Annotated in this window: 18 protein-coding genes and 1 pseudogene; 11 read left to right on the top strand and 8 right to left on the bottom strand. The window is 61.2% G+C overall.

What is annotated here, in order from left to right; translation table 11 throughout:
• The first annotated feature begins 256 nt into the window (after positions 1-256).
• The 4 genes from gorA (at position 257) to WDB88_RS11530 (ending at position 5,601) form a co-directional block, all read left to right on the top strand.
• On the top strand, positions 257-1,609 hold the full coding sequence (gorA, locus tag WDB88_RS11515; RefSeq protein WP_339107817.1) for a glutathione-disulfide reductase: 1,353 nt from the start codon (positions 257-259) through the stop codon (positions 1,607-1,609).
• A 143-nt stretch (positions 1,610-1,752) separates the two neighbouring features.
• Positions 1,753-2,898, top strand: coding sequence for an FtsH protease activity modulator HflK (gene hflK / locus WDB88_RS11520; protein WP_339107818.1), 1,146 nt, complete (start codon positions 1,753-1,755; stop codon positions 2,896-2,898).
• Complete coding sequence (locus WDB88_RS11525) at positions 2,898-3,815, top strand: protease modulator HflC (RefSeq protein WP_339107819.1); 918 nt, start codon at positions 2,898-2,900, stop codon at positions 3,813-3,815. Before hflK ends, WDB88_RS11525 begins: the two co-directional genes overlap by 1 nt.
• Before the next feature lie 313 nt (positions 3,816-4,128).
• Positions 4,129-5,601, top strand: a complete 1,473-nt coding sequence (locus tag WDB88_RS11530) for a DegQ family serine endoprotease (protein ID WP_339107820.1) — start codon at positions 4,129-4,131, stop codon at positions 5,599-5,601.
• Positions 5,602-5,686: 85 nt separating this feature from the next.
• Here WDB88_RS11530 and WDB88_RS11535 read toward each other — a convergent pair whose 3' ends face one another.
• Entirely contained in the window at positions 5,687-6,379 is a 693-nt protein-coding gene (locus WDB88_RS11535) for a peptidoglycan-binding domain-containing protein (protein ID WP_339107821.1), read from the bottom strand.
• A 55-nt stretch (positions 6,380-6,434) separates the two neighbouring features.
• On the opposite strand from WDB88_RS11535, the gene WDB88_RS11540 reads away from it, so the two are divergent.
• The 3 genes from WDB88_RS11540 (at position 6,435) to WDB88_RS11550 (ending at position 8,676) form a co-directional block, all read left to right on the top strand.
• Positions 6,435-6,758: a 2Fe-2S iron-sulfur cluster-binding protein gene (locus tag WDB88_RS11540; RefSeq protein WP_339107822.1), complete on the top strand. Its 324-nt coding sequence runs from the start codon at positions 6,435-6,437 to the stop codon at positions 6,756-6,758.
• A gap of 151 nt (positions 6,759-6,909) precedes the next feature.
• The gene (gene purU, locus WDB88_RS11545) at positions 6,910-7,842 is read left to right on the top strand and encodes a formyltetrahydrofolate deformylase (RefSeq protein WP_339107823.1); all 933 of its coding nucleotides are present in this window, start codon (positions 6,910-6,912) and stop codon (positions 7,840-7,842) included.
• 120 nt (positions 7,843-7,962) lie between these two features.
• Positions 7,963-8,676: a hypothetical protein gene (locus WDB88_RS11550; protein WP_339107824.1), complete on the top strand. Its 714-nt coding sequence runs from the start codon at positions 7,963-7,965 to the stop codon at positions 8,674-8,676.
• Between the two features lie 25 nt (positions 8,677-8,701).
• On the opposite strand, the gene WDB88_RS11555 is transcribed toward WDB88_RS11550, so the two are convergent.
• Positions 8,702-10,345, bottom strand: coding sequence for a CTP synthase (locus tag WDB88_RS11555; RefSeq protein WP_339107825.1), 1,644 nt, complete (start codon positions 10,343-10,345; stop codon positions 8,702-8,704).
• A 219-nt stretch (positions 10,346-10,564) separates the two neighbouring features.
• Positions 10,565-10,975 (bottom strand): preprotein translocase subunit SecG, encoded by a 411-nt coding sequence (secG, locus tag WDB88_RS11560; RefSeq protein WP_339107826.1) that lies wholly within the window; start codon positions 10,973-10,975, stop codon positions 10,565-10,567.
• Positions 10,976-11,216: 241 nt separating this feature from the next.
• Here secG and WDB88_RS11565 point away from each other — a divergent pair, with 241 nt between their 5' ends.
• Both WDB88_RS11565 and WDB88_RS11570 read left to right on the top strand, forming a co-directional pair.
• The gene (locus WDB88_RS11565; RefSeq protein WP_339107827.1) at positions 11,217-12,509 is read left to right on the top strand and encodes an adenylosuccinate synthase; all 1,293 of its coding nucleotides are present in this window, start codon (positions 11,217-11,219) and stop codon (positions 12,507-12,509) included.
• 5 nt (positions 12,510-12,514) lie between these two features.
• Positions 12,515-12,769 (top strand): DUF2842 domain-containing protein, encoded by a 255-nt coding sequence (locus tag WDB88_RS11570; protein WP_339107828.1) that lies wholly within the window; start codon positions 12,515-12,517, stop codon positions 12,767-12,769.
• Between the two features lie 209 nt (positions 12,770-12,978).
• Here the strand turns inward: WDB88_RS11570 and WDB88_RS11575 are convergent, their stop codons facing one another.
• Positions 12,979-15,372 (bottom strand): hypothetical protein, encoded by a 2,394-nt coding sequence (locus WDB88_RS11575; protein WP_339107829.1) that lies wholly within the window; start codon positions 15,370-15,372, stop codon positions 12,979-12,981.
• A 133-nt stretch (positions 15,373-15,505) separates the two neighbouring features.
• Here WDB88_RS11575 and WDB88_RS11580 point away from each other — a divergent pair, with 133 nt between their 5' ends.
• On the top strand, positions 15,506-16,168 hold the full coding sequence (locus WDB88_RS11580; protein ID WP_339107830.1) for a thiamine diphosphokinase: 663 nt from the start codon (positions 15,506-15,508) through the stop codon (positions 16,166-16,168).
• On the opposite strand, the gene phaR is transcribed toward WDB88_RS11580, so the two are convergent.
• The 3 genes from phaR to phaC all read right to left on the bottom strand — a co-directional run bounded on the left by phaR (position 16,169) and on the right by phaC (position 19,281).
• A complete protein-coding gene (gene phaR, locus WDB88_RS11585) occupies positions 16,169-16,717 on the bottom strand; it encodes a polyhydroxyalkanoate synthesis repressor PhaR (RefSeq protein ID WP_339107831.1) in 549 nt (182 codons plus the stop codon).
• 143 nt (positions 16,718-16,860) lie between these two features.
• Positions 16,861-17,319 carry a Phasin gene (locus WDB88_RS11590; RefSeq protein WP_339107832.1) on the bottom strand — a complete coding sequence of 153 codons (459 nt, stop codon included), beginning with the start codon at positions 17,317-17,319 and terminating at the stop codon, positions 16,861-16,863.
• A 171-nt stretch (positions 17,320-17,490) separates the two neighbouring features.
• Positions 17,491-19,281, bottom strand: a complete 1,791-nt coding sequence (gene phaC, locus WDB88_RS11595) for a class I poly(R)-hydroxyalkanoic acid synthase (protein ID WP_339107833.1) — start codon at positions 19,279-19,281, stop codon at positions 17,491-17,493.
• A 127-nt stretch (positions 19,282-19,408) separates the two neighbouring features.
• Here phaC and phaZ point away from each other — a divergent pair.
• Positions 19,409-20,635: pseudogene (gene phaZ / locus WDB88_RS11600) on the top strand (polyhydroxyalkanoate depolymerase); the annotation flags it as partial.
• A 507-nt stretch (positions 20,636-21,142) separates the two neighbouring features.
• On the opposite strand, the gene WDB88_RS11605 reads toward phaZ, so the two are convergent.
• A complete protein-coding gene (locus WDB88_RS11605) occupies positions 21,143-21,964 on the bottom strand; it encodes a pyrroline-5-carboxylate reductase dimerization domain-containing protein (RefSeq protein WP_339107834.1) in 822 nt (273 codons plus the stop codon).
• Positions 21,965-22,044 lie beyond the last annotated feature (80 nt).

The following is a 22,044-nucleotide window of genomic DNA, read 5'->3' on the forward strand; positions in this document are numbered from 1 at the left end:
TCAGACCCGAAATGCCGCCAGCACCGTGCAAGCTGTGTCAACACATGCCGGCTTCAAGCGCTCATGGTCCCACGGCACGGCTTTGGGCTACCCGCCGCATTGACCATATTGGTCGCGCATTCGGGGCAGACGCGACCCGACGACGGCAACTCTGGCCAAGCCCGCCGATGTGTGGTCTATCTTCGCGCAACAGAAGGGCCATGTGCTGCCCATGACAGCCCCGCGTCTGGCGGAGCGGAACGTAAGGACATCTCCCATGAGCAATTTCGACTTTGATCTTTTTGTCATCGGTGGCGGCTCTGGCGGGGTCCGGGCCGCACGGATCGCGGCAGGCCACGGGGCGAAAGTGGCACTGGCCGAAGAATACCGCATGGGCGGAACCTGTGTCATTCGCGGCTGCGTGCCGAAAAAGCTGATGGTCTATGCCTCGGGCTATCCCGAAGCCGTGCGCGAGGCGCAGGCCTATGGGTGGGACGCCACGATCGGTGCCTTCGACTGGGAGGTCTTCCACAGGAAGCTGGAGGCCGAGCTTGACCGTCTGGAAGGGCTTTATCGCAAGGGACAGGAAGGCGCGGGCGTCACCCTCCACGACTGCCGCGCGACCGTGGCGGGCCCGCATGAGGTGAGACTGGCCGACGGGCGCATCGTCTCGGCCAAGCATATTCTGGTGGCGGTGGGCGGCAAACCCTTCGTGCCGGAGTTCGAGGGGTGCGAACATGTGCTGACCTCCAATGACATGTTCAAGTTCAAGACCCTGCCGAAGACCATGCTGATCGTGGGCGGGGGCTATATCGCCTGCGAATTCGCCTGCATCCTGAACGGTCTGGGCGTCGAGGTCTCGTTGCTCAACCGCTCGGCCCTTCTGCGCGGCTTTGATGCGGAATCGCGCGATGTGATCGTGGGGCAGATGGAACGCGCGGGGGTCCGCATCCGCACCGGCCATGTCATCGACCGCGTCACCTGCAAGGGCACGGCCTTCAGCGTGCATATCGCGGGACAAACCGAAGAGACCTATGACGCCGTACTCTACGCCACGGGCCGTGTGCCGCTGACCGAAGGGCTGGGGCTGGAGGAGGCCGGCGTCAAACTGGGCCAGCGGGGCGAGGTGCTGGTGGATGAATGGTCGCAGACCAACGTGCCCTCGATCTTTGCGGTGGGCGATGTGACCGACCGCATCCAGCTGACCCCTGTGGCAATCCGCGAGGGCCACGCCTTTGCCGATACCGTCTTCGGGGCCAATCCGCGCAAGATGGACCATGATCTGGTGGCCTCGGCGGTCTTCACCCAGCCCGAATTCGGCACCTGTGGCGTGACCGAGGAGGAGGCCGCGGGCACCGGTGCCGATATTTACACCTCTAGCTTCCGCCCGATGAAGAGCCTCTTTGCGGGCAATGACGAGAAGGTCTTCCTGAAGCTGGTGGTGGATCAGAAGACACAGGTCGTGACCGGCTGCCATATCGTTGGCCCCGATGCGGGCGAGATGATCCAGATGGTGGCCATTGCCATGAAGATGGGCGCAACCAAGGCGCAATTCGATGCGACCTGCGCCGTGCATCCGACAATGGCCGAAGAACTGGTAACCATGCGCAGCCCGACGCGCAGCGTCTGAGCCACGGCCCCCGCAGGTAAACCGGCCCTGCGGGAATCCGGAAATATCGACAATCATATACTTAGAACTGCTATGGGGCGGGTTGAAACCTGCGGGTTCCCTCCCCAAATCACTGCGGAGATCAAGAAAAGGTGAGGAGTCTCATGAGCAATTCAGGTCCCTGGGGAACGGGCGGCGGAGATGACGGCGACAAGCCGAAAGGGTCCGACAAGCGCCCCGGACAACGTGGCCCCGGCAAAGAGCAGGTCCCCGAGATCGAAGAGTTCATGAAAAAGGGCTCCGAACAGCTGCGCGTGCTGATGGGCGGGCGTTCGGGGTCCGGTCGCGGGGCCGGACCGCGCGGCCCAAGCAATGGTCCCGGTGTCAAGACCATCGGCGCGATTGTCGTGGTCGGGGCTGCCGTGCTTTGGGCATGGTCGTCGTTCTATACCGTGCAGCAGGGCGAAGAAGCCGTCGAGATGACCTTCGGCAAATATTCGGCCACCAAGACCGCAGGCCTCAACTTCGCCCCTTGGCCTGTGGTGACCCATGAAATCCTGCCTGTCGATCTGGAACAGACGGTGGATATCGGGATGGGGCGCGCAGGCTCGAACGATACCGGCCTGATGCTGACCGGCGACCAGAATATCGTTGATATCCAGTTCCAGGTCGTCTGGAACATCAAGGATCCGGCGAAATATCTCTTCAACCTCTCCGATCCGCAGGAATCGATCCGCGCGGTGGCCGAATCGGCCATGCGCGACATCATCGCGCGCTCGGAACTGGCACCGGTGCTCAACCGTGATCGCGGGGCGATCCGTGCCGAGCTGGAAGGCGCCATCCAGGGCACGCTCGACAGCTATAACTCGGGGATCCATGTGATCCGTGTGAACTTCAACAAGGCCGATCCGCCGCAGGAGGTGATCGACAGCTTCCGTCAGGTGCAGGCGGCCCAGCAAGAGCGGGACCGTCTGACCAATGAAGCCGACGCCTATGCCAACCGCGTCACCGCGCAGGCCCGTGGTCAGGCCGCCCAGCTGAAAGAAGAGGCCGAAGCCTATCGTGCCCGCACCGTGAACGAGGCCGAGGGTCAGGCCGCGCGCTTTACCTCGGTCTATAATGAATATGTCAACGCGCCCGATGTGACCAAGCGCCGGATGTTCCTGCAGACGATGGAAAGCGTTCTGGGCGGGGTCGATAAGGTGATTATCGACGAGCCCGAGGGCGCTCAGGGGGTCGTGCCCTATCTGCCGCTGCCCGACATGAAACCTGCAGCCAAAACCGACACGTCGAGCGAGGGATCGAACTGATGCAAAAACTCGCAATCGCCATTCCTGTGATCGCCCTTGTGGCCGCTGTCGGCCTGAGCTCTGTCTATGTGGTCGACGAGCGCGAACAGGCGCTTGTGCTGCAATTCGGGCAGGTGAAAGAGGTCAAGACCACCCCCGGTCTGGGTTTCAAACTTCCCCTGATCCAGACGGTCAAAACCTATGAGGACCGCATCCTGTCGCTGACGACGCGCCCACTGGAGGTGACCCCTCTGGATGACCGCCGTCTGGTGGTGGATGCCTTTGCCCGCTGGCGCATCACCGATGCGGTGAAATTCCACACAGCCACCCGTGGCCGCGGCGAACCCTGGGCGCAGCAGCAGCTGGACAATATCATCACCGCCCAGATCCGCGAAGTACTGGGGGGTGTGCCCTCGACTGCGGTTCTGTCGGATGACCGGATCAGCCTGATGGTGAAGATCCGCGATTCCGCCCGCGCCGAGGCACAGGCCCTTGGGGTCGAGGTGATCGACGTGCGTCTGACCCGCACCGACCTGCCCGACCAGAACCTTGAGGCCACCTATGCCCGTATGCGCGCCGAGCGCGAGCGGGAGGCGGCTGACGAGATCGCACGCGGGAACGAGGCCGCCCAGCGGATCCGCGCCAGCGCCGACCGGACCCGCACCGAACTGACCTCGGATGCGCAACGTCAGGCCGAGATCGTTCGTGGTGAGGCACAGGCACAGGCCAACAAGATCTATGCCGAGGCCTATAATAAGGACCCGAACTTCTTCGCCTTCACCCGCCAGCTGGATTTCTACGCCAATACGCTGAAGTCGGATAGCTCGCGGATCATCGCGCAGCCCGATAGTCTTTACTTCGACTATGACCGCTTCCTGAAATCGCTTGGGGAAGCCCCCAGCCAAGCGCAGACGGCAAAGCCGCCAGCCGCGCAATAGGCCCCGCATCACAGAAAGGCCGCAGCCGCAAGGTTGCGGCCTTTCTCATGGACGAGCGCGCCGGTTACCGGACCGGATCAGAGGGATCATCGCCCGCGATACCGACCGTGGCGACACAGAACCGCCCCCTCACAGCAGAGCCCGTGTCAAATCACGATCCGGCCAGACAGGTGGTCACCGGCGTTTCACAGCCAATTGTCCCAATGAGACGGGGCTTTCATTTGTGATTTCCGTCACGACGTTCTTAAACTGGCATACCGAGGTCGGAAGCCTAAAGGTGCCGGCCAACCGCATCTTCGGAGCAAGAGAGAGCATGACAATCCAGACCCCCGCCTTCCTGTCCGCAAAAAATGTCCGTGGTGCCTTCGGGGCCGCGGCCGTGGCGGCCGCAATCGCCCTGACCCCGCTTCATGCCACGCCGGTATTTGCCAAAGCCGCGCCTGACAGTTTTGCAGATCTGGCGCAGAAGGTTTCGCCTTCGGTGGTGATGATCACCACCTCGATGACCGTCTCGACCCCGACCCAGTCGAACCCGATGTTCCCCGAAGGCAGCCCCTTCGATGATCTGTTCCGCGATTTCGGCTTCCCCGATCAGGGCCAGCAAAGCCCCTCGCGCCCGCATCACTCGAATGCGCTGGGATCGGGCTTCGTGATCTCGGAAGACGGCTATATCGTGACCAATAACCATGTGATCGAAAATGCCGATGACATCACGGTGGCCTTCTTCGATGGCACCACCAAGAAAGCCAAGCTGATCGGCACCGATCCCAAAACCGATATCGCGCTTCTGAAGGTCGAAACCGACAAGCCACTGCCCTTCGTCCCCTTCGGTGACAGCGACAAGATGCGGGTAGGTGACTGGGTCATGGCGATGGGCAACCCGCTGGGCCAGAACTTCTCGGCCTCGGCGGGGATCGTCTCGGCGCGCAACCGCGAGCTTTCGGGCACCTATGATGACTATATCCAGACCGATGCCGCCATCAACCGTGGCAACTCGGGCGGGCCGCTATTTGACATGAACGGCGAGGTGATCGGCGTGAACACCGCGATTCTGTCGCCCAATGGCGGCTCGATCGGGATCGGCTTCTCGATGGCGTCGAATGTCGTGAAAAACGTGGTGTCGCAGCTACAGCAATATGGCGAAACCCGTCGCGGCTGGCTGGGTGTGAAAATTCAGGATGTCACCGATGATATGACCGAAGCGCTGGGTCTGAGCTCGAGCAAAGGCGCGTTGGTTTCGGAAGTGCCCGACGGTCCGGCCAAGGATGCGGGCATGCAGGCGGGCGACGTGATCGTGAAATTCGACGGGGGCGATGTCGCCGACACCCGCGATCTGGTGCGCCGCGTGGCCAAGGCCCCGATTGGCGAGAAGGTTCAGGTGATCGTCCAGCGCGATGGCAAAGAGAAAACCCTGACCGTCACGCTGGGCCGCCGCGAGACCTCGGAAGACCAGCCCATTCCGGCGGCGGCAAAAAGCCAGTCGCAAGACAGCGATACCGTTCTAGGCATGTCCATCGAACCGCTGAACGACGACCTGCGCGGCCAGCTGGATCTGCCCTCGGATGCCAAAGGTCTGGTCATCAGCGATCTCGACGAGGAAAGCGATGCCTATGACAAGGGCCTGCGCGCCGGAGATGTGATTGCCGAAGCCGGTCAGCAGGATGTGACCAGCGTCACCGACCTGCAAGACCGCGTTAAAGAGGCCAAGGATGAGGGGCGGAAATCGCTTCTTCTGCTGATCCGTCGTGGGGGTGAGCCGCGCTTTGTCGCGCTGCCGGTGAAATAATCACCGCACATCCCCACCTGTAGAGAGAGGGGCGCCCCACGGGGCGCCCTTCAACCGATCTTGGCAATGGGTATGGCCCCAGAGGTCAGGTTGGTCCCATCTGGCCGGGATAGGGCGCAGCAACACCGGGCGTGGCCGAAGCCGTCGGGGCGGTCTTGTCCGACCAGAGCGTCAGCCCCAGCTCCTGTGCCGCCCGTGTCGAAAGGGTCGCGCTATAAAGCCCGCGCGCTTTCTGATAGGCATGGATCGCCTGCCCCGTGGACCGGTCCAGACTGCCCGACAGCCCCCCATGATAATAGCCCCGCGCCGCCAGAGCGCGTTGCAGCATCACCACGAAATCCTGCGTAAAGACCGGCGGACAGGGCGCGGCAAACCAGCGCGTGCCCCGCGCTGTCACGATCTGGTGGCGGGTTTCGGTGTGATAGGCGGCAGCCTGCGTGATTTTGCCGGTCTCGGGGTCGCGGATCTCGGGCGAGACCAGCCGCTGTTCGGTTACCGTTTCGACCACCGCCGGACTGGTCTGACGCGCATAACACCCTGCCGCCGCCGGATCGGGCGGGGTGTCGCGCCATTCATTGGCCAGTGTCAGCGGGATTTCGGAATCATCGCGCGGTGCGATCTGGCGATCGCCCGTCATACAACCGCCCAGCATGGCCAGCACCGAGACAGCCGCCACATATTTACGCATTCCCGCCATCCGCATTCCGTTCAACTTCGCCTGACCTGCCGCTTTGCACCACAGAGCCCCTGCCCGCGCACTGGTCAAGCCTTCCGTCATGCCCTACACCAGTTCCACTGACAACCAAAGCAAGTTCGGGGCGCAAAGCACAGCCATGGCAAAGATCACCTATATCGAACATAACGGCACGAAACATGAAATCGATGTCAAACCCGGTCTGACCGTGATGGAAGGCGCACGCGACAACGGCGTGCCAGGCATCGATGCCGATTGCGGCGGGGCCTGTGCCTGCTCGACCTGCCATGTCTATGTCGCCAAAGAATGGGTCGACCGCCTGCCGCCGAAAGACAGTATGGAAGAGGACATGCTCGATTTCGCCTATCAGCCCGACCCCGAGACCTCGCGGCTGACCTGCCAGATCAAGGTCACGCCGGATCTGGACGGCCTTGTGGTGCAGCTGCCCGAGAAACAGATCTAAGCTCCCCGCCCGAGGCCCCCGCTTCGGGCGTTTCTTTTGGCAATGTCGCAGGCGGGCGTCGCCTTTTCCCGTCAGCCTGTCGCAAATCACCGCGAAGGGAATGGCCGTTCGGATGAAGGTCATGGCAACAAGCCATGCGAGAGGACATCCGATGACCGCCCCTGAGACAACAGCCGGAAAGACCGCCGAACAGACCCCCGAACAGACCTTTGTCCTGACCGTGCAATGCCCGACCGCCCGCGGAATTGTGGCCGCCGTCACCACCTATCTGGCAGAAAAATCCTGCAATATCATCGACGCGCAGCAATATGACGATGCGCTGACGGGGCAGTTCTTCATGCGCATGACCTTCCGCAGCGAGGGCGGTATGGCGCTGGAGGATATCTCGGCAGGCTTCGATCCGGTGGCGGCCCCCTTCGCTATGGTCTGGAAATTCCACGATCCGTCGCAGCGGATGAAGGTCATGCTGATGGTGTCGCGCTTCGGCCATTGCCTGAACGACCTGCTCTATCGCTGGCGTATCGGAGCACTGCCGGTGGATATCGTGGGCGTCGTGTCCAACCACTTCGACTACCAGAAGGTCGTGGTCAATTACGACATCCCCTTCCACCACATCAAGGTCACTAAAGAGAACAAGCCCCAAGCCGAAGCCCGCCTTCTGGCGCTGGTCGAGGAAACCGGCACCGACCTGATCGTGCTGGCGCGTTATATGCAGGTGCTGTCGGATGATCTGTGCCAGAAAATGTCGGGGCGGATCATCAATATCCACCACTCCTTCCTGCCCTCCTTCAAAGGCGCGAACCCCTACAAGCAAGCCTATGAACGCGGCGTGAAGCTGATCGGCGCGACGGCGCATTACGTGACCGCCGATCTCGATGAAGGCCCGATCATCGAACAGGACACGGTCCGTATCACCCATGCCCAATCGGCCGCCGATTACGTATCGCTGGGCCGCGATGTCGAGGCGCAGGTGCTCTCGCGTGCGATCCACGCCCATATCCACCACCGCGCCTTCATCAACGGCAATAAAACGGTGGTCTTCCCCGCCTCCCCTGGCTCCTATGCCTCGGAACGGATGGGCTGAATAGAAGGGGCGCCTCGGGCGCCCCTTTTCGATTTGCGGCGGGGCTCGATGCCCATTGATAATTTTAGGGCTGACCACCAATTCGAAGAGGTAAATTCAATTGATTGAAAGCTTCAGAATTTGGGAAACCCTCGGAAAAAACGCCCAGAAAAAGTGCCAAACTTCGACGAATTTGTGCATGAACTCCAGCTAGCGTTGGATGACCTCTGCGTCGACATTGCCTTTGTACAGGAATATCTCGAACGAAACCCGCGCAAGCTCAAACGGCACGAACTTGTTGCTCTAACTCCCGTTCAGCAGTCAGCATGGATGACGTTCAAGACTTATGAAAACAGCCTTCTGCTTGAGACCGCTAAACTGCTCGACGGCACCACTGACGTAATATCCCCTACAAAATTCATCCAACACAAAGAAGGACAGATAGGCTGGAAGATTTTCCCAGACGAAAGCGCCTACGAAGAGTGGCGCATTTTATTCAAAGACTGGGATGATCGATGCTCCACACTCAAGATTTTCCGAGACGAAAACCTAGCGCATAAACTGGCACGCGGTGCTGGCAGAAAGCGCAAAGAGCTTTGGGATTATAAAGATAGGGCAGACGAAGACAACGCGGCCGGAACCTATGAAGGTCAGTGGGGAAAGCAGTTTGCCCTTTGTCTCGAAGGGATCCACCTACTCTCGTGGCTTCTCTGGCTTTGTGCTCACTCGAAGCATGATCTGGACTCCGCAGAGATATGGAAGCAACGCGCAAAAGAGCGCGTCAGTGACGACATCGCAGAATACCGCGCAACCCACGCCGCCCTACTCGACCTCGTCACACCAACCGCCAAATGAAAAAGGGGCCCGAGGGCCCCTTTTCTTATACCAACCGGCTTTGCTCTTTCGCGGCTTTCACGAAACCCGAGAAGAGCGGGTGCGGCGCGAAAGGTTTCGACTTTAGCTCGGGGTGGAACTGCACACCGATGAACCACGGGTGGTCCTTATGCTCGACGATCTCGGGCAGGCGATTGTCGGGCGACATGCCCGAGAACACCAGACCGCATTCCTCCAGCTTCTCGCGGTAGCGGCCATCGACCTCATAGCGGTGACGGTGACGCTCTTCGATCTCGGTGGTGCCATAGACAGCCGCCACATTCGAATCGGCCTTCAGCACGGCGGAATAGGCGCCCAGACGCATGGTGCCGCCCTTGTCGTCGCTGACCTTGCGCTCGACGCGGTGATTGCCCTGCACCCATTCTTTCAGGTGGTAGACAACCGGTTCGAAGCGGCGCTTGCCTGCCTCGTGGTCGAACTCTTCCGACCCCGCATCCTCGATGCCTGCAAGGTGGCGCGCGGCCTCGATCACCGCCATCTGCATACCAAGGCAGATGCCCAGATAGGGGATCTTCTTCTCGCGGGCGAATTGCGCCGCGCGGATCTTGCCCTCGGTGCCGCGTTCGCCAAAGCCGCCCGGCACGAGGATCGCGTTATAATCGCTCAGGAAGTTGGCCGGATCTTCTTTCTCGAACAATTCGGCATCGATCCATTCGGCCTTTACCTTCACGCGGTTGGCCATGCCGCCATGCGTCAGCGCCTCGGCGATCGACTTATAGGCGTCTTCCAGCTGGACGTATTTCCCGACGATTGCAACCTTCACCTCGCCCTCGGCATTTTCCAGACGGTCCATCACGTCTTCCCAACGCGACAGATCGGGCTTGGGCGCGGGCGAAATCCCGAAGGCATCCAGAACCGCCTGATCGAGACCCACGCGGTGATAGGCCAAGGGGGCCTCGTAGATGGTTTTCAGGTCATAGGCCGGAATCACCGCATCGGGGCGGACATTACAGAAAAGCGCGATCTTGGCGCGTTCCTTATCGGGGATCGGCTGTTCCGAGCGGCAGACCAGCACATCCGGCTGCAACCCGATGGAGCGCAGCTCCTTGACCGAGTGCTGGGTGGGCTTGGTCTTCAGCTCGCCGGAGGCTGCCAGATAGGGCAGCAGGGTCAGGTGCATGAAGATACATTGGCCGCGCGGACGTTCCTGCGCGAATTGACGGATGGCTTCAAAGAAGGGCAGACCTTCGATATCGCCCACCGTGCCACCGATCTCGCAGAGCATGAAATCGACCTCGTCATCGCCCACGGCGAGGAAGTCCTTGATGCCATTGGTGACATGCGGCACGACCTGAATGGTCTTGCCCAGATATTCGCCACGGCGTTCCTTTTCCAGAACGTTGGAATAGATACGCCCCGACGAAACCGAATCCGTCTTGCGGGCCGGAACGCCGGTGAACCGCTCGTAGTGACCAAGATCCAGATCGGTCTCCGCGCCGTCATCGGTCACGAAAACCTCGCCATGTTCGAACGGGCTCATCGTGCCCGGATCGACGTTCAGATAGGGATCGAGTTTGCGCAGCCGCACCGAAAAGCCGCGAGCTTGCAGCAAAGCCCCCAGCGCCGCCGATGCCAGCCCCTTCCCCAAAGAAGACACCACACCGCCGGTGATGAAGACATAACGTGCCATGAAAGCCCCCGTGAGTTTGCTTGGGTTTGCCGGTCCAGCAGCGGACCTGACAAAAATTATAAACACTCCCGAGGCCAAAGGCTTCGGGATCACGGGATTTGATGCTTACATGATTCGCGGCCAGCCCGCAATCGGACCGCAAGCAGTTGGGTAAATTTTATGTGGTTACGCTACCACTTGTGCGCCCGACAAAGGGGCGCACAGAAGTTGTGAGATGTCTTACTGCGCGGCCGGAGGCGTGACGGGAGAATCCGTCGCGGCGGGCGGGGTCAGGTCAACACTCGGGATCGCGGCATCATCGGTCTTGCTTTCGGATGCGGCATCCGGCTTGGCCTCGTCCTTGCCCGAAACGGTGAAATTGCCAGCACCCAGACGGTCCAGAACCGAAGATTCGCCCGCGTCGCGTGCGGCAACAACCGTCAGCGCCACCGAGGTGCACAGAAAGCCCGCCGCCAGAACCCATGTCGCTTTCGACAGGGCATTGGCCGCCTGACGACCGGTCATCACGCCGCCCGCGCCACCGCCCGAGCTGCCCATCCCGAGGCCACCGCCTTCGGAGCGTTGCAACAGAACAACGCCGATCATCAACAGCGCGAGGATCAGATGAACGGTAAGGATGATGTTCTGCATATGGAGACGGACCTTCTTGCAAAGCTTGCGCCTACTTATTCATATGCCGCCCATCGCGCAACCCCTTATCCCACAGCAGAGGGGCCCCGCAGGGGGGCTGCGCACTCCTTATATATGCGCGCCCCTCCCCCCGAGATGTTTTTTCACCGCATTCACGGCAGTTTTCCCAAGAAACTGGTTCCCCCTCGGGCTTGGCTTCTGTATACCGCCCGAGGTTTTTCGCAGCGCCAAGGAGAGTCTCATGGCCAATGTCGTCGTCGTCGGTGCCCAGTGGGGTGACGAGGGGAAAGGCAAGATCGTAGATTGGCTGTCGGAACGTGCCGACGTCATCGCACGGTTCCAAGGCGGGCATAATGCCGGCCACACGCTTGTCATCGACGGCAAGGTCTACAAGCTGAACGCGCTGCCTTCGGGTGTGGTGCGTGGCGGCAAGCTGTCGATCATCGGCAATGGCGTCGTGCTTGACCCGTGGCATCTGATCTCGGAAATCGAGAAAATCCGCGAACAGGGTGTGGATATCTCGCCCGAGACGCTGATGATCGCCGAGAACACGCCGCTGATCCTGCCGTTCCACGGCGAGCTTGACCGTGCCCGCGAGGCGCAGGTGGCAGTGGCCAAGATCGGCACCACCGGTCGCGGCATCGGTCCGGCCTATGAAGACAAGGTTGGCCGCCGCGTGATCCGCGTCGCGGACCTTGCCGACCCCGCCACGCTGGAACTGCGTGTGGATCGCGCCCTTGTGCACCACAACGCGCTGCGCGCCGGTCTGGGGCTTGAGCCCATCGACAAGGATGCGCTGATCGCCAAGCTGGGCGAGATTTCGGCAGAAATCCTGCAATATGCAGCCCCCGTCTGGAAAGTTCTGGCCGAGAAGCGCAAAGCCGGCAAACGCATCCTCTTTGAAGGTGCGCAGGGCTCGCTTTTGGATATCGACTTCGGCACCTATCCCTTTGTGACCTCCTCGAACGTGATCGCAGGTCAGGCCGCAACCGGCGTTGGCATCGGTCCGGGATCGATCGATTTCGTGCTGGGCATCGTGAAGGCCTATACCACCCGCGTCGGCGAAGGCCCCTTCCCGACCGAGCTGAAAGACGATGATGGCGAGCGCCTCGGCACCCGTGGTCATGAATTCGGCGTGGTCACCGGCCGCAAGCGCCGCTGTGGCTGGTTCGATGCGGCTCTCGTGCGTCAGACCTGCTCGGTCTCGGGTGTCAACGGGATCGCGCTGACCAAGCTGGACGTGCTCGACGGGTTCGAGACCATCAAGATCTGCGTGGGGTATGAACTGGACGGCGAGCGTCTGGACTATCTGCCGACGGCTTCGGACAAACAGGCGCGCTGCACCCCGATCTATGAAGAGATCGAAGGCTGGAGCGACTCGACCGAAGGTGCGCGGAGCTGGGCCGATCTTCCGGCTGCGGCCATCAAATATGTCCGCCGCATCGAAGAGCTGATCGACTGTCCCGTGGCCCTGCTGTCCACCTCGCCCGAGCGCGACGACACGATCCTCGTCACCGACCCCTTCGCGGATTGATCGCGATGGCGGGGCGACACTTAAGCTGGACGACGCGGCGCAGGCTGGCGATTCTGGTGCTGGTCATCGCCCTGCCGCTTTATGTCGTGGTGGCGGTGACACTGGCCAACTGGCTGGAGGCCCGCTTCGGGCGTCTGCCGCTCTGGGCCGAACTGGCACTGTATATCGGCCTTGGCGTCGCATGGATTTTCCCGTGCAAGCCGGTCTTCATGGGGGTCGGCAAGGCCGATCCCGCGAAACAGTCCGATACCACGCCGTAAACTGGCCATCAGACCTCTTCAAAAGCTCCCGAAACCGCTTCGGGAGCTTTTTCACATTCCCCCCTGTCGAGACCATCAGCAAAGACACGGCATGCCGCCGCCCGCGCACGGGCGCGCGCCGTCCAATGCGGAAGACCCGAAACGGCACGCACCGTTTCGGGTCTCTTTTCTGGCTTTCCAGTCGGCTTCAGGGCCTGCGTGCCGGTCTCTCAGGCGCGTTTTTCCTCGAGAAAGCGCGACTGCTCGGAGACCACATATTGACCGCGATTGATCTTGGCGATCTTCCCCTGCCGTAGGAGTTTCCCGAAGCTGCGCATCCGGTCCTCGCGCGAATAGCCTGCCCCTTCCTCCAATGCGGTCACCTTGCGCATGATCTGCGGCGCGGTGAAATGCGGCTGCTGCTCGATCTGTGCGGTGTAGGCGGCTGCGGCTTCCAGAAGATCGGCCAGACCACGCGTCCCCGCACGGTCCGCAAATTCGGCAAAGCTGGTTGCACCTCCTTGCGGGAGGCTGTCCTGAATGTCCTCCGCAGCGTCATCGATCTGCTGCGCAATCTCGGCGGTGGTCACCCGACGCGGACGGATCGCCTCTTCCGCCGCTTTGGCAGTGGCCGTGGGATCATCCACCCGCTGCTCCGACACCAGCACCAGCGGTGCCTCACGACGCGGCTCGGCGGCCGTTTGCACCGCTTCCGGCGCTTCGGGGCGGTTGTCGCGATCCTCTCCGGCAACCGGACGGCGCGGGCGCACCGCACGGTCGAGATCCTCGCGATAGGCTTTCGTCTCATCGGGCTGGGCTTTCTCGCCTTTCAGACGGCGCTCTGCCACCGTCGCAGCCACTGCGGCTTTCAGATGCGCAATCGCCGACAATCTGCGCCGGTTGTCACGCCCTGCAAACTGGGTTTCGGCCTCTTTCATCAGACGCGAGACATCCGCCTCCGAGGCCCCTTCCCCCATGCCCGCTTTCACCACAGCCGGTTCCGTCTCGGGCTCCTCTGCCGCAGCCTCGGCGGGTTTGTCATCGGCACGGCGGCGGCGCAGGATATCGGTCAGGCTGGGGCCACGCCGCGGCGTGACCTTGGCCGCGCCCTCGGGCTCTTGTGCCCGCTCTGCCTCGGCAGATTGAGGAGCGAGCTCTTCGACCGGCGCGGATGCCTCGTCAGCGTCGCCCTCAGGAGCCTCTTCCCCCGCATCCGCAACCTGATCCGCAGCCTCATCTGCAAGCAAGTCGGCGATTGCGGCTTCGCTTGCATCCTCTTCGGGCATCCGCGGCTGCGGCACCACCTCTTGCGGGGGCAGGTCTGCCGCCTCTTCGGGGCCATCCAGCTCGGCCAAGGTCTTGAGCAGATCTTCCTCATCCTCGGGCGAAAGATCGGCCCCCGGCAAATCATTGGTCGGCACATTCGGCAAGGCTGCGGGCATAGCAGGCGCAGGCTCTTCTGCCGCAGGGGGCGGGGCAACGCGCCGCACCTTGATCACGCGGGTCCGAAGCTGCGGACGCACAGGGCGCGGCGTGGCCTCTGCAGCATCGTCCTCCGTAACCTCCGGCGCGGCAGGGGCTTCAACCGTCTGCGGCGTGTGCTCGGCATCCTCCGCCGTTTCTTCCAAGGCCGAAAGCTCTGCTGCCAGACGGGCTTCAGCTTCACGGGCCTCTGCTTCACGGGCCTCAGCTTCGGCTTCAAGGGTTCTGGCCTTGACTTCGGCTTCGGCTTTGGCCGCTGCTTCGGCCTCTTCGGCTGCCTTTGCCTCGGCCTCGGCTTTCGCGCGGGCCTCTGCCTCTGCCGCCTGCGCAGCCTGCTCTGCGGCAACCCGTGCGGCCTCTTTTGCGGCTTTCGCTTCTTCCGCAGCCAAACGCGCGGCCTCTGCCTCAGCCTCTTCGGCCTGACGCGCCGCCTCCTGCAACGCCTCGGCCTCGGCGCGGGCAGAGGCTTCCAGCTCGTCGGGCGAGGTGCGGTCGCTCTCGGCCATCTGTGTCAACTCGTCATCCGATACCGGCCCGGAAATATCGAGCGGATCGCCAAATCCCCCTTTCCCGATATAGTCCTGATCCTCCGGCACACCGGCCAGATCTTCCATGAACTCGGCTCCCGAAAGCTCCGGAGCCTCAGCCACCGCGGCCTCCGCTTTGGAACGGGCCACGACATCGCGGATGCGCGCCAGCTTCGCAGCCACAGACTCCTCCATCCGGGCCGCCATCGGCGCAGGCGTTTTTAGGGGTGTTTGCACCGGTGTTTGAACGGGTGTTTGCACGGGCACCTGAACTGCCGCGGCCTCTTCCGGCGCGGCGACAGCAGCCTCGGGCTTCTCCGGTGCCAAGGACCTGGCGGCGACAGAAGGCACAGAGCCCGTTTCCGAAGCACGCAGAATCACCCCGTTTTTCTGGATCTTGGCATCAACGCGGCGCTGGATCTCGCGCTCGGCAATCCGGTGCAGCATCTCCGCATCAGGCTGGGGAGGCTCGGCACCGAAATATCGGTCCTCGGCGGCGAGGTCGCGGAAATATTCCGCAATCGCCTGCATCGTCTGGAACGGCTCGTCAAAGCCCTCAAGCGTGCAGGAGAATGTCCCGTAAGAAACAGTGAGAATCTTATTTGCACCGACCATTTGCTCGCCTCTTTGGACTTCTGTTCGGCTAACCATGTTTCGAAATTGGTGCCATTCAGTGAACGAATAATGGCAATTACAAGGAATTTTACCTATTCAGAGGCCAATCCAGCGCCCCTGACAGGATCAAATAATGACGGAATCGCCTGTATTATCAAGAAAAACCGGCATTACGCTGCTGGGTGGCGGGCAAATCGACCCTCGGGACGTTTACCATGCCATGACAATCGCGCCGCATTTGGTCGCGGCAGATGGCGGCGCAAATCAGGCCTTGGCGCTGGAACTGATGCCCGAAGCCGTGATCGGCGATATGGATAGCTTCGATCCGGCCCATCGTGGCAGAATCACGGCAGAACGGCTGCACCACATCGCCGAACAGGACAGCACCGATTTCGGCAAATGCCTGCGCCTGACACAAGCCCCTTTCTATCTGGGGCTCGGCTTTACGGGGCGGCGGCTCGACCATACGCTGGCGGCCCTGTCGGCGCTGGCCCACCCGCCACGTAAAAAGATCATCCTGATCGACGCGGAAGATATCGTGTTCTGCGCGCCACCGGAAATGGCTTTGACCCTGCCGGTCCAAAGCCGCTTTTCCCTTTATCCGCTAGGCCCCTCTGCCGGAACATCCACGGGGCTACGCTGGCCCATCGACGGCCTGACGCTGGAGCCTTGCGGCCAGATCGGCACCTCGAATGAAGTCACAGGGCCCGTCACCTTGCAGATGACAGGCCCCTGTCTGGTCCTTCTGCCCAAAACCGCCCTTGGCGAAGCGCTAAGGGCGCTGGGATGCGTGTGATCAGAGCTTGGACAGCTTCGATTGCAATTCGGAAAGCTGTTTCTTGATCTTTTCCAGTTCCTCGCGGTCCTCGGAAGCGGCGGGGGTTTCCCGCTCGGGGCCGGTGCCCGCTTTGGGCCAGCCCCCCATCATCGTCTGCAAGAACGCCTGCTGCTGTTTTTGCAGCGCCTCGAATCCCGGCATGGAAGCAATCGGCATACGGCCCATATTCTCCATCATCTGGGACTGGCCCTGACGCAGCATGTCGAAACTTGCCGCCAGAAACTGCGGCACAACGCTTTGCGCCGAACTGGTGTAAGAGCGCACGAGATCGGTCAGCACATCCACCGGCAGAACGCTCTCGCCGCGGCTTTCATGTTCGGCAATGATCTGAAGAAGATACTGGCGCGTCAGATCGTCGCCCGATTTCAGATCGACAATCTGCACCTCGCGGCCATCGCGAATGAAGCGGGCAATATCTTCCAGCGTCACATAATCGCTCGTCTCCGTATTATACAGACGACGGCTCGCGTAGCGTTTGATCAGTAGAGGCTTTTCCGCATCGGCCATGATGATCCTCCCCAGGATATCGTATGAAACGCTATCATGAGGCGCAAATGCCATAAAATCAATAAGAAAGGGGCGAGCCGAAGCCCGCCCCTAAGTCCGTTCCCTGACTGGGAGGATCTTGCCAGAGACCCGGGAGGAAGAGATTACTTCGCGGTCGCTGCTGCGGTGGTCTTTTTCGCAGCCGAAGTTGCCGAAGACGTTGCCGATTTCATGGCAGCGGTGGCATCTTCCGAGAAGTCCTTGCCGGCGGCCAGCATCAGTTCGACGGTTTCCATCTGCACTTTTTTCGCAACTTCTGCGAAAGCGGCGATGTTTTCCGACGCGATTTCTGCCGAAGCCGACGCGAAGTCGCTGACAGCTTTAGCATAGTCTGCCGGTTCGGATTTGGTGGTTGCGATATCGCTCATTTTGGCGAGCGTTTCTTTGGTCCATTTTGCCGAAATCTCGGTCGATTTCTCGGCAGCATCCAAAGCCACTTTGGACATTTTCTCACCGAAAGCCGCTTGCGCTTTGAAGCCCTCTTGGAACTTCGACATGTCCATCGGCATCGAGGACATCATATCTTGCATAATCTTGGTGAAATCTTGGGTAGTTGCGGCCATTTCGTCGCTCCGATCTGAGATAGAAGGGCCAGGGGTTCGGTCTGCGCGGCCCTATTCGCTACAATGAAGAGTATATGCTGCAGCGCAGAAAATCAAGTCTTTTATGCTGCATTGCAGAAAATTTACACTAGGTAAAGCACAGGACAAGTCTTAAACCACTCGGAAAAATTTTCACAACAAAATTGTCTCGCGAACGTAACTTCCGGGAGCATCCGCCACAATTTCATGCCCGCCTGCTCCGGGCACGCGCGCGGCAACCTGCCGCCCCGACCGTCCGGCCAGCCATTCGGACCAGCGCGGCCACCACGTGCCTTCGTGATATTCGGCAGCCGCATGCCAGTCGTCGGCATCCTCGATCGGGGCCGGACTGGTGTAATGGCCGTATTTCTTCTTGTCGGGCGGATTCACGATCCCTGCGATATGGCCCGATTCTGCCAAGACGAACTGTTTGTCTTTCGACCCCATCTGCGCCACCCCCCTGAACGAGGCACGCCACGGCGCGATATGGTCGGTCTCGCAGGCAATCGCCATAAGCGGCACATCAATATCGGCCAGTCGCAGATCCTCGCCCAACAGGGTAAAGGTCTCCTCGGCAAAGCGGTTCTGCTGGCACAGGCCGCGCAGATATTCCATTGCCATCTTGCCCGGCAGGTTGGTCGCATCGCCGTTCCAGTAAAGCAGATCGAAGGCGGGCGGGGCCTCGCCCATCATGTAGCTGCGGATCGCCGGACGCCAGATCAGGTCGTTCGAGCGCAGGAAAGAGAAGGTGCGCGACATGAAATAGCTCGAAAGCACACCGTCCACACGGCACTGCACCTCCAGCCCGTCCACGAAATCATCCTGCAAGAACGAGACAAACTCCCCCTGATCGGAAAAATCGGTCAGCGTCGTGAAGAAGGTCGCGCTATTGATCGAATGATCACCGCGCTTTTTCATCAAAGACAGCGTCAGCCCCAGAGTGGTGCCCGCGATGCAATAGCCGATTGCGTTGATTTTGGCGACGCCGGTCTCCTGTTTGACCTGCGCAATGGCCTCCAGATAGCTGGCGACATAATCGTCAAAGCCCACATCGGCAAAGCTGGCATCGGGGTTTTTCCAGCTCACGACAAACACGCTGAACCCTTGCTCCACCGCATAGCGGATGAAGCTGTTCTGCTCTTTCAGATCCAGAATGTAGTATTTGTTGATCCAAGGCGGGAAAATCAGCAAAGGCGTGCGATACACTTTCTCGGTGCGCGGCGTGTACTGGATCAGTTCGAACATGCGGCAGCGGTAGATCACCTTGCCCTCGGTCGTGGCCAGATTGCGCCCGACCTCGAAGGCGGTGCGGTCTGCCAATGTCACCAGCAGATCGCCGTGATTGCGCTCGACATCATGCACGAGATTCTCCAATCCCCGCACCAGACTTTCGCCTTCGGTTTCGATGGCGCGTTCCAGCGCGTCGGGATTGGTGGCGAAGAAATTGGTGGGGGCCATCATATCCACCAACTGCTTGGTGAAGTATTTCAGCCGCTTGCGATCTACATCGGCAAGGCCCGGCAGGGCGTCGGTGCCCTCGTCAATGGCCCGCGAGGCGATCATATATTGCTGTTTGACGAAGTTGAAATAGGGATGGGTCGTCCAGAGCGGATTGGAAAAGCGCTTGTCCTCGGGGCCCGGATCCTCGGGCGGACGGAAGCCTTGCGTGGCAAGAGCATGCGTGGCCTGAATATAATGGCTCATCGCATCGCCCCAGTATTTCACCTGCGCTTCGAGAATCTGAGCCGGCTTATCCGACAATTCCCGCATCAGCGCCGCGGTCGTCGACATATACAAATCGACGCCGGGTCCTTCCAAAGAGGGATTCGGCATGCGCCGATGGCTTAACGCATCGACAAGTCGCTGCGAAAGCTGTTCTATCTTTGCAAGATTTTCCTGCATTTTCTGCGATGCAGCAGAAACCTGCGCCTCCCCTGTTGTCATGCCTTCTCGCTCCTCCTATCCTTTTCCCAACCATAGACCTCTCTTCTCTAGGGTAAAGCGGGCATTCAGCAGATTTTCACCTCAGGCGTGTGAAATGTCCGGACTGGTCGGCCAAAGGAGCGACACGATGAAAGGCATCTACAGCTACGATCTGATGGAGAGCATCAGAAACACCAATGAATGGATCGGCGCCTCCGCCCGTGCCATCGCCTCTTACCCGGTGTTCGGCCTCTCGCCCAACCCCGCTTTCCGCATCATGGAATCATGGGGTGCGGTGACCGAACGCAGCTTCTCGCGCATGGTCATGAAACCCGACTGGGGCATCCGTGCCATCGCCGCTGCCGACGGGCGCGACCACATAGTGGAAATAGAAACCCTGATGGACAAGGCCTTCGGGTCGCTTGTGCATTTTAAGGTGCAGGGCCGCGACCCTATGCCGCGCCGCATCCTGCTGGTGGCCCCGATGTCGGGCCATTACGCGACCCTGATGCGCTCGACGGTCATCTCGCTGATGCCCGATGCAGAGGTCTATGTGACCGACTGGAAGAACGCGCGCGACATTCCGGTCAGCGAGGGTAAGTTCGACGTCGAGGATTACACCCGCTATCTGGTCGATTTCATGCGCAAGCTCGGCCCCGATATCAACGTAATCGCGGTCTGCCAACCGGCCCCGCTGGCGCTTGCCGCGACCGCCTATCTGGCCGAGGAAGACCCCGAGGCGCAGCCGCGCACCCTGACGCTGATCGGCGGGCCGATCGACCCCGATGCCGCCGACACCGAGGTCACCGATTTCGGACGCCGCATCACGATGGGCCAGCTGGAACATAGCGTGATCCAGCGCGTGGGCTATCGTTACAAGGGCGTGGGCCGCATGGTCTATCCCGGCCTGATGCAGCTTGCCTCTTTCATCTCGATGAATGCCGAGACCCATGCCAAGTCCTTCTTCGACAAGATCATGGCCGATGCGAAAACCGGCCCTGCCGAGCGTGACCGCCACAACCGCTTTTATGATGAATATCTCTCCGTCATGGATATGACGGCGGAGTTCTATCTTTCGACGGTGCAGCGGATCTTCAAGGGGCTGGAAGTGGCCCGCAACCGGTTCAGCATCGATGGCAAGAAGATCGATATCGGCAAGATCACCACAGTGGCGGTCAAAACGGTCGAAGGCGAGAAAGACGATATCTCCGCCCCCGGTCAATGTGTCGCGGCGCTGGATCTGTGCACCGGCGTGCCCGACCATATGAAAGGCCAGCATCTGGAGCCGAATGCAGGCCATTACGGCATTTTTGCAGGCGGCGCATGGCGCAACAATATCCGCCCGATCGTGCTGAAATTCATCGACGAGCATGCCGCGCCAGAAGATGCGGATCGCGAGATCAAGGGCAATAGTGCGGTCACTCCGATGGCACCGCGCAAAGCTGCGGTCCGCAAGGCGGCGGCCTCCGAAACGGCAGCCCCCAAGGCGGCGACCCGTCGCGGGCGCAAACCCGCCGCTTCCAAAATCGAGGCCCCCAAAACCAAGACCTCCGAAACCAAAGCAGAACCGGTAAAAACCGCGCCGGTCAAAGAGGTCGCCAAAGAGGCCGCGCCCGCCGCGTCCCCTGCCCCCGTCCAGCCCGCGCCGGTGGCGGCCCCTGTCACTGCAGCGCCTGTAACCGCCACGCCGGCACCTGTGGCACAGACCGTTGCCCAGAAACCGGAGGGCGCAGCCGCAGCGCCGCAAGCCGCTCCGGCCACCTCTGCCACCAAAGCGGCAGACCCGCTTCCTGCCGCAAAGGCCGAGGGCAACAAATCCTGAGACAGCCTCGTCCATAACTCCATAGAAAGGGCGCGCCACACCGCGCCCTTTTTTTACGCCCTAGGCTTCACGGCTTGGGGAGGTTTCCCCCGAAGGCAGGCCGATGCTGCGAGCCCGCTCTGCCGCCGCATCCAGCCCCTCAAAAAGCATCCTGCGCAGCGGCGCGTCGCGCAGCACCTGCAACCCCGCCGCTGTCGTGCCGCCATAGGCAAGCATGTCCCGCACATGGGCCGAGGCGGTGGCGGGCTGGTGCGCCATCATCTGCCCCGCGCCTAGAAAGAGCTGACGGATCGCACGGTCCGCCACCGCCTCTGCGACCCCGCGCGCGACCAGATAGTCCTGCATCATTTCGGCAAAAAGCGCGACAAACCCCGGCACCGGGCCGGTCAATGCAGTGAAAAGCGCCAGAAGCTCTTCGTTCTCCAGACGCTCCGCCCGCCCCAAAGCCCCCAGAAACGTCCCGACCTGCGCCATGCCGCGCGCGTCCAGCCCTGCCCCCGCCACCCAGGGCGAATAGGCAAGCCCCTGCTCTGCCGCCGGACTGGACATCGCACGGGCCAGTTGGGCCTCGGGGGCGATCCGTGCAAGCTGGGCCAGATCTATTCCGGCCATGACCGACAGAACCGGCTTGCCCGCCAGATCAAGACGCAATGTCCGCGCCTGTGCGGGCGGCAGCAACAGCACCGCCAGATCGCATCGGGCCGCAAGCTGTCGGTAATCCTGCATCAGGGCAACCGCTTCCAGCCCCTCTGGCAGCGGTTGGTCCGAGCGGCTGAAAACGGTGATATTCCGCGCCGGCATCCCCGCGCGCATCAGCCCCAGCCCGAAAGCGCGCCCAAGCATTCCCCGCCCTCCGACAAGCGCCACTCTCATATCCTGCATCCGCGTCCTCCCTGGTCTGGCGGCCAAATCATGCGGGCGCATCGCCTGCCTGCCGCCCGTCCTGCCAGCCCACGAAAAAA

Source organism: Thioclava sp. GXIMD4216 (assembly GCF_037949285.1).
Classification (GTDB): domain Bacteria; phylum Pseudomonadota; class Alphaproteobacteria; order Rhodobacterales; family Rhodobacteraceae; genus Thioclava; species Thioclava litoralis.

What these genes read in the sequence shown, in the direction of transcription:
- WDB88_RS11575 (WP_339107829.1), bottom strand. Translation starts at nt 15,372, where the DNA reads ATGGTCGGTGCAAATAAGATTCTCACTGTTTCTTACGGGACATTCTCC.
- purU (WP_339107823.1), top strand. Translation starts at nt 6,910, where the DNA reads ATGACCGCCCCTGAGACAACAGCCGGAAAGACCGCCGAACAGACCCCC.
- WDB88_RS11530 (WP_339107820.1), top strand. Translation starts at nt 4,129, where the DNA reads ATGACAATCCAGACCCCCGCCTTCCTGTCCGCAAAAAATGTCCGTGGT.
- WDB88_RS11570 (WP_339107828.1), top strand. Translation starts at nt 12,515, where the DNA reads ATGGCGGGGCGACACTTAAGCTGGACGACGCGGCGCAGGCTGGCGATT.
- WDB88_RS11555 (WP_339107825.1), bottom strand. Translation starts at nt 10,345, where the DNA reads ATGGCACGTTATGTCTTCATCACCGGCGGTGTGGTGTCTTCTTTGGGG.
- WDB88_RS11565 (WP_339107827.1), top strand. Translation starts at nt 11,217, where the DNA reads ATGGCCAATGTCGTCGTCGTCGGTGCCCAGTGGGGTGACGAGGGGAAA.
- WDB88_RS11580 (WP_339107830.1), top strand. Translation starts at nt 15,506, where the DNA reads ATGACGGAATCGCCTGTATTATCAAGAAAAACCGGCATTACGCTGCTG.
- phaC (WP_339107833.1), bottom strand. Translation starts at nt 19,281, where the DNA reads ATGACAACAGGGGAGGCGCAGGTTTCTGCTGCATCGCAGAAAATGCAG.
- WDB88_RS11605 (WP_339107834.1), bottom strand. Translation starts at nt 21,964, where the DNA reads ATGCAGGATATGAGAGTGGCGCTTGTCGGAGGGCGGGGAATGCTTGGG.
- gorA (WP_339107817.1), top strand. Translation starts at nt 257, where the DNA reads ATGAGCAATTTCGACTTTGATCTTTTTGTCATCGGTGGCGGCTCTGGC.
- WDB88_RS11590 (WP_339107832.1), bottom strand. Translation starts at nt 17,319, where the DNA reads ATGGCCGCAACTACCCAAGATTTCACCAAGATTATGCAAGATATGATG.
- secG (WP_339107826.1), bottom strand. Translation starts at nt 10,975, where the DNA reads ATGCAGAACATCATCCTTACCGTTCATCTGATCCTCGCGCTGTTGATG.
- WDB88_RS11525 (WP_339107819.1), top strand. Translation starts at nt 2,898, where the DNA reads ATGCAAAAACTCGCAATCGCCATTCCTGTGATCGCCCTTGTGGCCGCT.
- WDB88_RS11540 (WP_339107822.1), top strand. Translation starts at nt 6,435, where the DNA reads ATGGCAAAGATCACCTATATCGAACATAACGGCACGAAACATGAAATC.
- phaR (WP_339107831.1), bottom strand. Translation starts at nt 16,717, where the DNA reads ATGGCCGATGCGGAAAAGCCTCTACTGATCAAACGCTACGCGAGCCGT.
- WDB88_RS11535 (WP_339107821.1), bottom strand. Translation starts at nt 6,379, where the DNA reads ATGACGGAAGGCTTGACCAGTGCGCGGGCAGGGGCTCTGTGGTGCAAA.
- hflK (WP_339107818.1), top strand. Translation starts at nt 1,753, where the DNA reads ATGAGCAATTCAGGTCCCTGGGGAACGGGCGGCGGAGATGACGGCGAC.